This is a genomic window from Streptococcus sp. 27098_8_74 (assembly GCF_041431705.1).
Classification (GTDB): domain Bacteria; phylum Bacillota; class Bacilli; order Lactobacillales; family Streptococcaceae; genus Streptococcus; species Streptococcus salivarius_E.
Map to the genome: position 1 here is coordinate 1 of NZ_JAPVYF010000039.1, position 11,652 is coordinate 11,652.

At 38.0% G+C, this 11,652-nt stretch carries 14 protein-coding genes; 12 read left to right on the forward strand and 2 right to left on the reverse strand.

Annotated elements, in window-relative coordinates; genetic code table 11:
• Positions 1-159: 159 nt before the first annotated feature.
• The 9 genes from O3670_RS10270 (at position 160) to O3670_RS10310 (ending at position 7,042) form a co-directional block, all read left to right on the forward strand.
• Entirely contained in the window at positions 160-750 is a 591-nt protein-coding gene (locus tag O3670_RS10270; RefSeq protein WP_002883818.1) for an ATP-dependent Clp protease proteolytic subunit, read from the forward strand.
• A gap of 85 nt (positions 751-835) precedes the next feature.
• A complete protein-coding gene (locus O3670_RS10275) occupies positions 836-1,285 on the forward strand; it encodes a YlbF/YmcA family competence regulator (protein WP_371596108.1) in 450 nt (149 codons plus the stop codon).
• Complete coding sequence (locus O3670_RS10280; RefSeq protein WP_002890011.1) at positions 1,278-1,559, forward strand: YlbG family protein; 282 nt, start codon at positions 1,278-1,280, stop codon at positions 1,557-1,559. The genes O3670_RS10275 and O3670_RS10280 overlap by 8 nt, the downstream gene beginning before the upstream one ends.
• Before the next feature lie 154 nt (positions 1,560-1,713).
• On the forward strand, positions 1,714-2,889 hold the full coding sequence (locus tag O3670_RS10285) for an ABC transporter substrate-binding protein (RefSeq protein WP_371596109.1): 1,176 nt from the start codon (positions 1,714-1,716) through the stop codon (positions 2,887-2,889).
• Positions 2,890-2,932: 43 nt separating this feature from the next.
• Entirely contained in the window at positions 2,933-3,817 is an 885-nt protein-coding gene (locus O3670_RS10290) for a branched-chain amino acid ABC transporter permease (RefSeq protein WP_002890014.1), read from the forward strand.
• 3 nt (positions 3,818-3,820) lie between these two features.
• Positions 3,821-4,771 (forward strand): branched-chain amino acid ABC transporter permease, encoded by a 951-nt coding sequence (locus O3670_RS10295; RefSeq protein WP_080611201.1) that lies wholly within the window; start codon positions 3,821-3,823, stop codon positions 4,769-4,771.
• Positions 4,772-4,773: 2 nt separating this feature from the next.
• Complete coding sequence (locus O3670_RS10300) at positions 4,774-5,538, forward strand: ABC transporter ATP-binding protein (RefSeq protein ID WP_195519979.1); 765 nt, start codon at positions 4,774-4,776, stop codon at positions 5,536-5,538.
• Positions 5,538-6,248, forward strand: a complete 711-nt coding sequence (locus tag O3670_RS10305; RefSeq protein WP_002883761.1) for an ABC transporter ATP-binding protein — start codon at positions 5,538-5,540, stop codon at positions 6,246-6,248. Before O3670_RS10300 ends, O3670_RS10305 begins: the two co-directional genes overlap by 1 nt.
• 134 nt (positions 6,249-6,382) lie before the next feature.
• Entirely contained in the window at positions 6,383-7,042 is a 660-nt protein-coding gene (locus O3670_RS10310) for a CBS and ACT domain-containing protein (RefSeq protein WP_201061367.1), read from the forward strand.
• A 149-nt stretch (positions 7,043-7,191) separates the two neighbouring features.
• Here O3670_RS10310 and cysK read toward each other — a convergent pair whose 3' ends face one another.
• Both cysK and O3670_RS10320 read right to left on the reverse strand, forming a co-directional pair.
• Positions 7,192-8,118 carry a cysteine synthase A gene (gene cysK / locus O3670_RS10315; protein WP_002883742.1) on the reverse strand — a complete coding sequence of 309 codons (927 nt, stop codon included), beginning with the start codon at positions 8,116-8,118 and terminating at the stop codon, positions 7,192-7,194.
• A 101-nt stretch (positions 8,119-8,219) separates the two neighbouring features.
• Positions 8,220-8,846 carry a YigZ family protein gene (locus tag O3670_RS10320; RefSeq protein ID WP_021143583.1) on the reverse strand — a complete coding sequence of 209 codons (627 nt, stop codon included), beginning with the start codon at positions 8,844-8,846 and terminating at the stop codon, positions 8,220-8,222.
• 54 nt (positions 8,847-8,900) lie between these two features.
• Between O3670_RS10320 and O3670_RS10325 the strand changes: the two genes are divergently transcribed.
• The 3 genes from O3670_RS10325 (at position 8,901) to hpf (ending at position 11,490) form a co-directional block, all read left to right on the forward strand.
• The gene (locus O3670_RS10325) at positions 8,901-10,220 is read left to right on the forward strand and encodes an ATP-dependent helicase ComFA (protein WP_371482665.1); all 1,320 of its coding nucleotides are present in this window, start codon (positions 8,901-8,903) and stop codon (positions 10,218-10,220) included.
• Positions 10,201-10,863, forward strand: coding sequence for a phosphoribosyltransferase family protein (locus O3670_RS10330; protein ID WP_049545843.1), 663 nt, complete (start codon positions 10,201-10,203; stop codon positions 10,861-10,863). The genes O3670_RS10325 and O3670_RS10330 overlap by 20 nt, the downstream gene beginning before the upstream one ends.
• A 78-nt stretch (positions 10,864-10,941) precedes the next feature.
• Positions 10,942-11,490, forward strand: coding sequence for a ribosome hibernation-promoting factor, HPF/YfiA family (gene hpf / locus O3670_RS10335; RefSeq protein WP_002883786.1), 549 nt, complete (start codon positions 10,942-10,944; stop codon positions 11,488-11,490).
• Positions 11,491-11,652 lie beyond the last annotated feature (162 nt).

Genomic DNA, 11,652 nt, shown 5'->3' on the forward strand with positions numbered 1-11,652 from the left:
ATTTCCCTTTTTTTACTAGATTAATAAGTTTTAAGTGAGATTGGTTTAGGAGAGTTTAGCACTCTTTTAGAAAGAGTGCTAAGAATGATGTTTTTTATTTGACCTAATTTGACTAAAATCATATAATAGCATCAAGACAATATTAAAAGGAGGATTCATATGATTCCTGTAGTAATTGAACAAACATCACGCGGTGAGCGTTCTTATGATATTTACTCACGTTTGCTCAAGGATCGTATCATCATGTTAACAGGTCCTGTTGAAGATAATATGGCAAACTCAATTATCGCCCAACTCTTGTTCTTGGATGCTCAAGACAATACAAAAGATATCTATCTTTATGTTAATACACCAGGTGGTTCGGTATCAGCAGGTCTTGCCATTGTTGATACAATGAACTTCATCAAGTCTGATGTTCAGACTATCGTTATGGGGATGGCAGCATCAATGGGTACAATTATTGCTTCAAGCGGTACAAAGGGTAAACGTTTCATGTTGCCAAATGCTGAGTACATGATTCACCAACCAATGGGTGGTACTGGTGGCGGTACGCAACAAACAGACATGGCTATCGCAGCTGAACACTTGCTCAAGACACGTAATAACTTGGAGCAAATCTTGGCAGATAATTCTGGACAACCAATTGAAAAAGTTCATGTAGACGCTGAACGTGACAATTGGATGAGTGCTCAAGAAACGCTTGAATATGGTTTCATTGACGAAATCATGGCTAATAACCAATTAAAATAAGACTAGTTGATCTTAAATAAAAGTCGGATGTAAATAGGTTATATAAGGACCGTTTCATCTGGCTTTTTGTGTTATAATAGAAAACATGTTAATAATCAATGAGGAGTTGCTTGCTATTGATCAAGCTATAGATTGTCTTGTTTCGTATTTTCTAAAGCTACCTGAGGTAGAAAATTACCGTTTGAAACGCCAGAAATTCGAAAATGACAGAGAACTTCAAGAGCAACTCTTTGCATTTCAGGAATTAAAGGATAGCTATGATACTGCTAAGGAGTACGAAGCTTTTAGACCAGATGTGAGAGAGTTGAAACGTCAGGTTTTGCGAATGAAGCGCCAAATTGATTTGAACGAGGTGGTTATTGGCTATCGTCAGGCAGAGTTCGATTTGCAGACTATTTTAGCCAATCTTGGTGAGGAGATTGCCCAAGCTGTTTCAGACCAGATTTTTATTGATACTGGGCTACCTCTTGCCCCTCATAAACCACATCATAAAAAGGGAGACACTAACATAAAGGAGAAGATGAGTCATGATTAAGCGTCAAGGCATTATTGTTTATTTATACTACAATAGAGACTTACGTAAAATTGCCAAGTTTGGGGATGTTGTCTACCATTCTTATAAGATGCGTTATGTGCACCTTTATGTAGATGAGGACAAGGTCGAGGATATTTTGAAAGAGCTCGATGGAATGAAAGCAGTGAAAAAAGTTCTGCCTTCCTACTATTCTGATATTGATATGGACTTTGTAGGTAGTCTGGAACGTTACGACACCTCAGTCCCTGAACCGTTTAAGAACTTTTCTCTTTAATAAGAGAAAAGTTTTTTTCTTTAATAAGAGTTATTCTTAAAGCAATGGAAACGATTACTGCCGCTAAAGCTTAGTTGTGTGTAGTTGACAATTGTCTGATAATTCTGTAAGCTATAAGGTGGACTTTTTTAAGAAAATATTAAGGAGAAATCTTATGTCTAAAAAGATCACACTTATTGTGTTAGCCTTTTTTGCTTCCATTTTCTTGGTTGCCTGTGGCAAGTCACCAGATGTGACTGCTAATGCCAATGGTACTAAGATTGGCGATACAATCAAAATTGGTGTTAACATGGAGTTGACAGGTGCCGTTGCAGCCTATGGTAAGGCAGAGCAGAATGGTATTAAGTTGGCTGTTGACGAAATTAACAAAGCTGGTGGCGTCGATGGCAAAAAGCTTGAGCTTGTCACAAAAGATAATAAATCTGAAAATGCTGAAGCTTCAACATCTTCAACGAACTTGGCTATTCAGAATAATGTAAATGCTATCGTTGGTCCAGCGACATCAGGTGCTGTCGCTGCGGCTAGCCTCGTATCACAAAAAACAGGGGTTCCTTTGTTGACACCTTCTGGTACTCAGGATGACCTTACGGTAGATGCTAACGGAGCTAAGAAATTTGTTTTCCGTACAACCTTTAAAGATAGCTACCAAGGTAAAGTTTTGGCAGCTTATTCTTACAATAATTTGAATGCTAAGAAAGTAGTTCTCTACTATGATAATGCTTCGGATTATGCAAAGGGGATTGCGGATGAATTCAAGCGTGAATATAAAGGTAAAATCGTTACTGAAGCTACCTTTGCTTCAGGTGACAAGGACTATCAGTCAGCTTTGACTAAATTTAAAGACCTTGATTATGATGCGATTGTAATGCCTGGTTACTATACTGAGACTGGTATTATCACTAAACAAGCACGTGACCTTGGAATTGATAAACCAATCCTTGGACCTGATGGATTCAGTGATGCGAAATTCACTGAGCTTGCAGGTAAAAAGAATGCGTCAAACGTCTACTATGTATCAGGATATTCAACAAATGTTTCTCTTTCTGACAAAGCATCAGGATTCATCGAAGCATATAAAAAAGCTTACAAAACTGAACCAAATATGTTTGCTGCTCTAGCGTACGATTCAGTTTATATGATTGCAGAAGCATCTAAAGATGCGAAAACATCAGTTGATATTGCTGATAACTTAGCACATTTGAAAAACTTTGTCGGGGTTACTGGTAAAATGACGATTGATAAGGATCATAACCCTATTAAAGCAGCTCTTATGGTTAAAAGAGATAATGGTGAAGAAGTTTCAGCGGAAGCCGTTGAAATTAAAAAATAATCTATTATCTATACTGAAAATGAACTAGAAAGTTTGGTTATATATGTTTTTTGAACAACTTCCCCAACAACTAGTCAATGGTATTATCTTGGGTAGTATCTATGCCCTACTTGCCCTTGGATATACCATGGTTTATGGGATTATCAAATTGATTAACTTTGCCCATGGAGACATCTATATGATGGGTGCCTTCGTTGGTTACTATGCGATTAATAGCCTTGGAATGAATTTCTGGGTTGCCCTTGTCTTTGCTATGCTTGTCTGTGCGATTTTAGGGGTTGTTATTGAGTTCTTGGCTTATCGCCCGCTCCGTAATTCGACACGTATTTCTGCCTTGATTACAGCTATCGGTGTCTCATTCTTCCTTGAGTACATCATGGTTCTATTTGTAGGGGCAGATACACGTTCATTTCCTCAAAAGATTGCAATTGAGACTTATCATCTTGGATCAATCTCTGTAACAAATGTGCAATTGCTTATCTTGGTAGTTGCGCTTGTGCTTATGGTTGCTCTTCAATTGATTGTTAAAAAGACTAAGATGGGTAAAGCTATGCGTGCCGTATCTGTAGACAGTGATGCCGCTGAATTGATGGGTATTAATGTTAATAACACTATTAGCTTCACTTTTGCTCTTGGATCATCACTAGCAGGGGCAGCGGGTGTCCTTATTGGTCTTTACTATAACTCTATCGAACCTCTTATGGGTATGACGCCAGGTATTAAAGCCTTTGTTGCCGCTGTTCTTGGTGGTATCGGTATTATCCCTGGTGCAGCACTTGGTGGATTTGTTATCGGTATTTTGGAGACATTATCAACTGCAATTGGTTTGTCAAGTTACCGTGATGCCATCGTTTATGGTGTCTTGATTGTTATCCTTTTGGTTCGCCCAGCGGGTATCCTCGGTAAAAATGTGAAAGAGAAGGTGTAAGACATGAAGAAAAATCTAAAAGTAAACCTTATTTGGTTTGGTCTTATCATTGGGCTCTTCCTTATCTTGAAAGCTCTTGAACTTTCAGGTATCATGAACCTTTACTACATCCAAATCTTAATGGGGATTGGAATCTCAATCCTTATGGGACTTGGTACTAACTTGGTTCTTGGTTTCTCAGGGCAATTTACACTTGGTCAAGCTGGTTTCATGGCAATTGGTGCCTATTCATCAGCTATCATCACTGGTATGATGCCAACATATGACGGTTTCTACCTCTCAATGGTTGTCGGTGTCATCATCGCAGCTATTGTTGCCCTTATCTTTGGTCTACCTACCCTTCGTTTGAAAGGTGACTACCTTGCCATTGCAACTCTTGGTATGGCTGAAATCATCCGTATCATTATCGTTAATGGTGGTGAATTGACCAATGGTGCCGCTGGTTTGACAGGTATCCTTCCTTATACTAGTTGGCCTGTAATTTATTTCTTTGTGGTAATCATTACAATTTTGGTGCTTAATTTCTTACGTTCAGCAACTGGACGTCAAGCAATCACTCTTCGTGAAGATGAAATTGCTGCTGAGTCAATGGGTGTTAATGTCACAAAAATGAAGGTTCTTATCTTTGTTATCGGTGCCATGATTTCAGCGATTGCTGGCTCACTTTATGTCAGCTACATCGGTACAGTCGTGCCAAAAGACTTCACTATCATGAAATCAATTGATTACCTTATCATTGCCGTTCTTGGTGGTCTTGGATCTATCACAGGTACTATCATTGCCGCTGTTGTTCTTGGTATTATCAACATGTTCCTACAAAATGTTTCAAACCTTCGTATGATTATTTACGCCTTGGCTTTGATTCTTGTAATGCTCTTCCGTCCAGGTGGACTTCTTGGAACAAAAGAACTCTATCTCTCAAAATTCTTCAATAAATCTAAGGAGGGCAAATAAAAATGGCACTTCTTGAAGTTAAAAATCTGACTAAAAACTTCGGTGGTTTGACTGCCGTTGGTGATGTTTCAATGGAACTTAATGAAGGTGAGTTGGTTGGGCTTATCGGACCAAATGGTGCTGGTAAAACAACCTTGTTTAACCTTTTGACAGGTGTCTATGAGCCAAGTAAAGGGACTGTTACACTTGATGGTACAGTCCTAAACGGTAAAGCACCTTATAAAATCGCTTCACTCGGTTTGTCACGTACTTTCCAAAATATCCGTCTTTTCAAAGACATGACTGTACTTGAAAACGTTCTTGTTGGTTTATCAAATAAGCAACCTTCAAATTTCTTTGCATCTCTTTTGCGTTTGCCTAAGTACTATTCAAGTGAAGAAGAGTTAAAAGCAAAAGCTATGAAACTGTTGGCTATCTTCAATTTGGATGGTGAGGCAGATACACTTGCGAAAAACTTGGCTTACGGACAACAACGTCATTTGGAAATTGTTCGTGCACTTGCAACAGAACCAAAAATTCTTTTCCTTGATGAACCAGCTGCGGGTATGAACCCACAAGAAACGGCTGAATTGACTGCTCATATTCGTCAAATTCAAAAAGACTTCGGAATTACCATCATCTTGATTGAGCACGATATGAGTTTGGTCATGGATGTTACTGAACGTATTTATGTTTTGGAATATGGACGCTTGATTGCCGAAGGAACACCTGATGAAATTAAGAATAACAAACGCGTTATTGAAGCTTACTTGGGAGGTGAAGCGTAATGGCAATGTTGAAAGTTGAAAATCTCTCAATTAAATATGGATCGATCGAAGCTGTAAAAAACGTCAGCTTTGAAGTTAATGAAGGTGAAGTCGTAACTCTTATCGGAGCTAACGGTGCAGGTAAGACATCAATTCTTCGTACCATCTCAGGTCTTGTTCGTCCAACTGAGGGAACCATTTCTTATCTTGGAAACGACATCCACAAAACACCAGCACGTAAGATTGTTGCCGAAGGTTTGGCTCAAGTACCTGAGGGACGTCATGTATTTGCAGGATTAACCGTAATGGAAAATCTTGAAATGGGAGCTTTCCTTCATACAAATAAAGAAGAGAACGCAGCTCTCTTGAAAAAAGTCTTCCAACGTTTCCCACGTCTAGAAGAACGTAAGAATCAAGATGCAGCGACACTTTCTGGTGGTGAGCAACAAATGCTTGCAATGGGTCGTGCCCTTATGAGCCGTCCAAAACTTTTGCTTTTGGATGAACCTTCAATGGGACTTGCTCCAATCTTTATTCAAGAAATTTTTGATATTATCGAAGATATTAAGGCGCAAGGAACTACAGTTCTTTTGATTGAACAAAATGCCAATAAGGCTTTGTCAATTGCTGATCGCGGTTATGTTCTTGAAACAGGTAAAGTGGTTCTTTCAGGTACTGGTGAAGAACTTCTTGCATCAGATGAAGTTCGTAAAGCCTATCTTGGAGGATAAGAAAAAGCGCCCGAGGGCGTTTTTCTATCGTCTCATGCTGATTGTGAAATACTAATTTTTCAGTAAAATATTGCAATCGGTTTCACTTAGTGTGGTATAATACAAGTAAGAAATCATTCGGAGGAAAATGAAACATGGCAGTAAAAGATTTTATGACGAAACGTGTAGTTTATGTCTCACCAGAAACAACAGTTGCAGCAACTGCAGATATTATGCGTGAGAAAGGTTTGCGCCGTTTGCCAGTAATTGAACACGATAAACTTGTTGGGCTTGTTACAGAAGGTACAATGGCGGAGGCCTCACCATCAAAAGCAACAAGCTTGTCAATTTATGAAATGAACTATCTCCTTAATAAGACAAAAGTAGGAGATATCATGATCAAGAATGTCCTTACTGTTTCCAAATATGCTAGCCTTGAGGATGCAATCTATATCATGCTTCAAAATAAGGTTGGAGTCCTTCCAGTTGTGGACAATGACCAAATTTCAGGAATTATCACAGATAAAGATGTCTTTCGTGCTTTCTTGGAAATTTCCGGTTATGGTCAAGCTGGAATTCGTATTGGGTTGGAAGTTACAGATACTCCACGTGTTTTGGAAAAAATTGCGAACCTTATTGCTAGTGAGAATCTCAACATCGAACGTACAATTGTTGCCCCTAAAAATGACACTGTGCTTCGTGTTGAACTTCAAGTTGAAGGAGAGATTGGGATTGAACAACTCAAGAAGGTTTTTGTAGAATCAGGATTTACAGTTACTGAAATTGCAGAAACAGAAGCAAAAGAGTTAGACTAATAACAAGGATAAAAAAAACAGAAAGTTTGTAGGAACAGTTCAGTGGAAATAAGATTAAAATCCTTACTTTTTCTAGTAATTAATGAACTACAGGTTTAACTTTATACAATAAAAAGAGGCTAGAGCATTATGCTCCAGCTTCTTTTTTATTAGTCTTGAAAATCGTAAAGTGTTGTAGAGAGGTAGCGCTCACCATTGTCAGGCAAGAGTGTCAAGACTTTTTTGCCCTCGCCAAGCTCAGCGGCAACCTTTAGGGCAGCAGCAATAGCAGCACCTGATGAGATACCAGCTAGGAAACCTTCTTGGCTACCCAATGTACGTGATGTTGCGATAGCTTCATCAGAAGGAATACGCACAACACTGTCATATGATTTTGTATCCAATGTGTCAGGAATGAAACCAGTTGAGATACCTTGGATTTTGTGTGGTCCTGGTTTATCACCATTCAAGACAGCAGATTCGTCAGCTTCGATACCATAAACCTTGATATTTGGATTGGCAGCCTTAAGGGTTTTTGAAACACCTGAAATAGTACCACCAGTACCGATACCAGCAACAAAAGCATCCAAACCTTCTGCACCAAAATCTTCAAGAATTTCTTGGCCAGTTGTAGCCGCATGAACAGCTGGGTTTGATGGATTAGCAAATTGAAGAGGTACCCAACCATTGCGTTCAGCAGCAACTTCTTTAGCCTTAGCAATTGCACCCTTCATTCCTTCGCTACCAGGAGTCAAAACAAGCTCAGCTCCATAAGCTTGGATGATTTTACGACGTTCAACACTCATTGTATCAGGCATTACGATAACAACTTTATAGCCTTTAGCAGCACCGACCCAAGCAAGACCGATACCAGTGTTACCTGAAGTTGGTTCAACAATGGTATCACCAGGTTTAATCGTACCAGCTTTTTCAGCATCTTCAATCATACGAAGAGCAATACGGTCTTTTACTGAAGAACCAGGGTTGAATGCTTCGAGTTTAACGTAAACATCTGCTGACCCTTCTGGAACAATAGAGTTAAGTTTAATAACAGGTGTTTTTCCAACAAGTTCGGTAATTGAGTTGTAAATTGTCATATTTAAAATCCTCTTAATCTTTGATTGATGGTTCTAAGTATACGACGGTAGGGCCAACTTGTAAAATACATCTTCTTTATCACTGTGATAACGTTTGACTATCAGATAGGAATTTCAACGATTTTCTTTCCAGATTTTTCATAAGTAACTTTCCCTTGATAGAATTCGGTTAGTTCCTGACCGAGTCTTTCAATCTCAGACTCTTCGACAAATAAAGTAGTAGAAACATCTGATAAGAAAGTTGTATCAAATTCTTGGAGTCCTTCTTTTTCAAGGAAGTTGGAAAAGACTTGGTATTGAGAGTAGGTTAACTCTACGGTTAGTCCTGTTAATTCCTTGACTTCAACTCGGCCAATCTCTTCAATAGCATGGGCAACGCTACCAGAGTAAGCTCGGATAAGACCACCTGCCCCAAGCTTGATTCCTCCAAAATAACGAGTCACAACTGCTACGACATTAGTAAGACCTTGTTTTTCTAGAACAGTAAGCATAGGAACCCCAGCTGTTCCAGAAGGTTCACCATCATCACTGGAACGCTTAATTTGGCCATCATCACCAACGATTATTGCAGAGCAAGAATGATTGGCCTTGTGATGCTGTTTCTTAATCTGAGCGATATATTCTCTTCCTTCTTCCTCACGGCTGATACGTTTCAAGTGACAAATAAAACGAGATTTTTTTATTTCTTCTTCAACGATTCCATCGTTGGCAATAGTTTTGTAATCCATAAAAAAATTTTATCATAAAAAGATGAATTCAAACATATTTTCGAATAGAAAGATATGGTACCTAAAGAATATTATGGACGACTATTTACGAAAGAGCAGTTGCCAGTGAACTATCACCCAGAGGCTTTAACATTAGAAAGTATGATAAAGGTCGATAAACAACTTAGATGTAAAAGATGTTACAGTCGGATAGAGGAAGATTGGCAATTACCGGGAGGTCAGTATTATTGTAGAGCATGTATTGTCTTTGGTAGAAACCAAGAAGGAAAAGAACTTTATTATTTTCCTTCCAAAACATCAGAAATTGAATTTCCTGTTTTGAAGTGGTTTGGAGAACTGACTCCCTATCAAGCTAAGGTCTCAGAGAAACTTTTGAGAACTTATCAAAAACAGAAAGATAGTCTCGTACATGCTGTGACCGGTGCTGGTAAGACAGAAATGATTTATAACATCGTTGCCTATGTTCTTGAAAATAAAGGTCATGTAGCTATCGCAAGTCCTCGGGTTGATGTTTGTCGAGAATTATTTCTACGTATGAAGAGGGATTTTACTTGTAGTATTTCCCTGCTTCATGCTGAGAGTGAACCATATGATGGTAGTCCGCTTGTAATAGCTACCACACATCAACTACTAAAGTTTTACCAGAGTTTTGACTTAGTTATTGTAGATGAAGTAGACGCATATCCTTTTGTAGGAAATGTCATGTTAAATCATGCTGTAGTACAAGCGAAGACCCAAACCGGTCGATTTATTTACTTAACAGCGACTTCAACATTATCTTTAGAAGAGCAAGTTCGACTTGGGACTTTAGAAAAGCATCACCTTGCTAGACGTTTCCATGGAAATCCTTTAGTACTTCCTAAATTCTTCTGGCAGGGCAGATTACAAAAATCTCTGACAAGAGACAAGCTTCCAAGACCTCTTCTTTATCAGATTAAAAAGCAACGTAAATCAAAATTTCCTCTATTAATCTTCTTTCCAAATATAGCGATAGGTGAAAAGTTTACAAGTATTCTACAAAAATATCTTCCAGATGAAAAAATGGCCTTTGTTTCCTCAAAAAGCGAGGAGCGTTCAACTATCGTAGAGAAGTTCCGAAAAAAAGAACTGTCTATCCTAGTTACAACAACTATCCTCGAACGTGGTGTAACCTTTCCACAAGTAGATGTTTTTGTTTGTATGGCAAATCATCACTTATATACTAGTTCGAGTCTTATTCAGATTGGAGGTCGAGTTGGAAGATCACCAGATAGACCGACAGGAAAGCTTTATTTCTTTCATGAAGGACTATCCAAATCAATGCTTCGGTGTCGAGAAGAGATAAAGGTTATGAATAAAAAAGGAGGGTTTAACAATGAAGTGTCTGCTATGTAATGATTGGATTGAATCAGTACCAAAATTAAGAGACCTCATTATGTTTAACCAAAGAAAAGAGTACTCTTGCCGATCTTGTAAATATCAGTTTAAAAACCTCTCAAAAGAAAGATGTCAAAATTGTAATAAAGAGTTATATGAAGATACTTGTATTGATTGTAAACTTTGGATGAAAAAAGGCTATATTCCTAAGCACCTTGCTATTTATCGATATGAAGAAAATATGAAAGAGTATTTTAGTCGCTATAAATTTATGGGAGACTATTGTCTTAGAAAAATATTTCAACAAGATATTAAAAACAACTTAAAACCATTTTTGAAGAAAGGTTATACCATAGTGCCAGTCCCATTATCGGAAGAACGCTTGGCAGAAAGAGGATTCAACCAAGTTGAGGGATTGATAGAGGGAATTCCCTATCGGGATATCTTTGAGAAAAGAGATATTGAGAAGCAATCCTCGAAAACACGCGAGGAGCGTCTAAGTCAAGATAATGCCTTCTATCTCAAGGAAGGTATAAATCTACCAGATAAGATTATTATAGTGGATGATATCTATACAACGGGTTCCACTTTATATCAGATGGTTCAACTGTTAGAAGGTATAGGTATTAAAGAAGTTTTGACCTTTTCACTAGCTAGATAATAAAAATCCTTGCAAATTTTCATGAAAAGGATATAATAAAGATAAAGAAAACGCTAACAAGCGAGAAAGAGGTCTTTTATGATTAAATATAGTATCCGTGGCGAAAACATCGAAGTAACTGAAGCACTTCGTGACTATGTTGAAAGTAAACTTAGCAAAGTTGAAAAATACTTCAACGAAGACCAAGAATTGAATGCACGTGTAAATCTTAAGGTTTATCGCGAAAAGACAGCTAAAGTAGAGGTTACTATTCCAACAGGTTCTGTAACACTAAGAGCAGAAGATGTTTCGCAAGATATGTATGGTTCTATTGACCTAGTGGTTGATAAGATTGAAAGACAAATCCGTAAAAACAAAACAAAAATTGCACGTAAGCATCGTGAAAAAGTTCCAACAGGAGAAGTATTCTCAGCTGATTTTAATAACGAACAAGTTGAAGAAGCACCAGCTGTTGAAGTTGTAAGAACTAAAAACATTGAGTTGAAACCAATGGATGTTGAAGAAGCCATCCTTCAAATGGAATTGTTGGGTCATGACTTCTTTATCTATACTGATAGCGAAGATCATACAACTAATGTTCTCTATAAACGAGAAGACGGTAACTACGGTCTGATTGAAGCTAAATAATAAAAAAGGGAAGTAGGTTGAGAAACGTGCTTCCTTTATTTTTTTGAAAAAACCTATTGACAATAACTAAATTGGGTGTTAAGATATAAAAGTTGTCTTAACAGACTTGCCACAAACTTGAAAAGGTTCCAAAACTTTAAAAAAGTTATTGACAAGATAAGT

Bases quoted from the DNA above. Each gene is read 5' to 3' on its own strand.
- O3670_RS10270 (WP_002883818.1), top strand. From the start codon at position 160: ATGATTCCTGTAGTAATTGAACAAACATCACGCGGTGAGCGTTCTTAT.
- O3670_RS10275 (WP_371596108.1), top strand. From the start codon at position 836: ATGTTAATAATCAATGAGGAGTTGCTTGCTATTGATCAAGCTATAGAT.
- O3670_RS10280 (WP_002890011.1), top strand. From the start codon at position 1,278: ATGATTAAGCGTCAAGGCATTATTGTTTATTTATACTACAATAGAGAC.
- O3670_RS10285 (WP_371596109.1), top strand. From the start codon at position 1,714: ATGTCTAAAAAGATCACACTTATTGTGTTAGCCTTTTTTGCTTCCATT.
- O3670_RS10290 (WP_002890014.1), top strand. From the start codon at position 2,933: ATGTTTTTTGAACAACTTCCCCAACAACTAGTCAATGGTATTATCTTG.
- O3670_RS10295 (WP_080611201.1), top strand. From the start codon at position 3,821: ATGAAGAAAAATCTAAAAGTAAACCTTATTTGGTTTGGTCTTATCATT.
- O3670_RS10300 (WP_195519979.1), top strand. From the start codon at position 4,774: ATGGCACTTCTTGAAGTTAAAAATCTGACTAAAAACTTCGGTGGTTTG.
- O3670_RS10305 (WP_002883761.1), top strand. From the start codon at position 5,538: ATGGCAATGTTGAAAGTTGAAAATCTCTCAATTAAATATGGATCGATC.
- O3670_RS10310 (WP_201061367.1), top strand. From the start codon at position 6,383: ATGGCAGTAAAAGATTTTATGACGAAACGTGTAGTTTATGTCTCACCA.
- cysK (WP_002883742.1), bottom strand. From the start codon at position 8,118: ATGACAATTTACAACTCAATTACCGAACTTGTTGGAAAAACACCTGTT.
- O3670_RS10320 (WP_021143583.1), bottom strand. From the start codon at position 8,846: ATGGATTACAAAACTATTGCCAACGATGGAATCGTTGAAGAAGAAATA.
- O3670_RS10325 (WP_371482665.1), top strand. From the start codon at position 8,901: ATGGTACCTAAAGAATATTATGGACGACTATTTACGAAAGAGCAGTTG.
- O3670_RS10330 (WP_049545843.1), top strand. From the start codon at position 10,201: ATGAAGTGTCTGCTATGTAATGATTGGATTGAATCAGTACCAAAATTA.
- hpf (WP_002883786.1), top strand. From the start codon at position 10,942: ATGATTAAATATAGTATCCGTGGCGAAAACATCGAAGTAACTGAAGCA.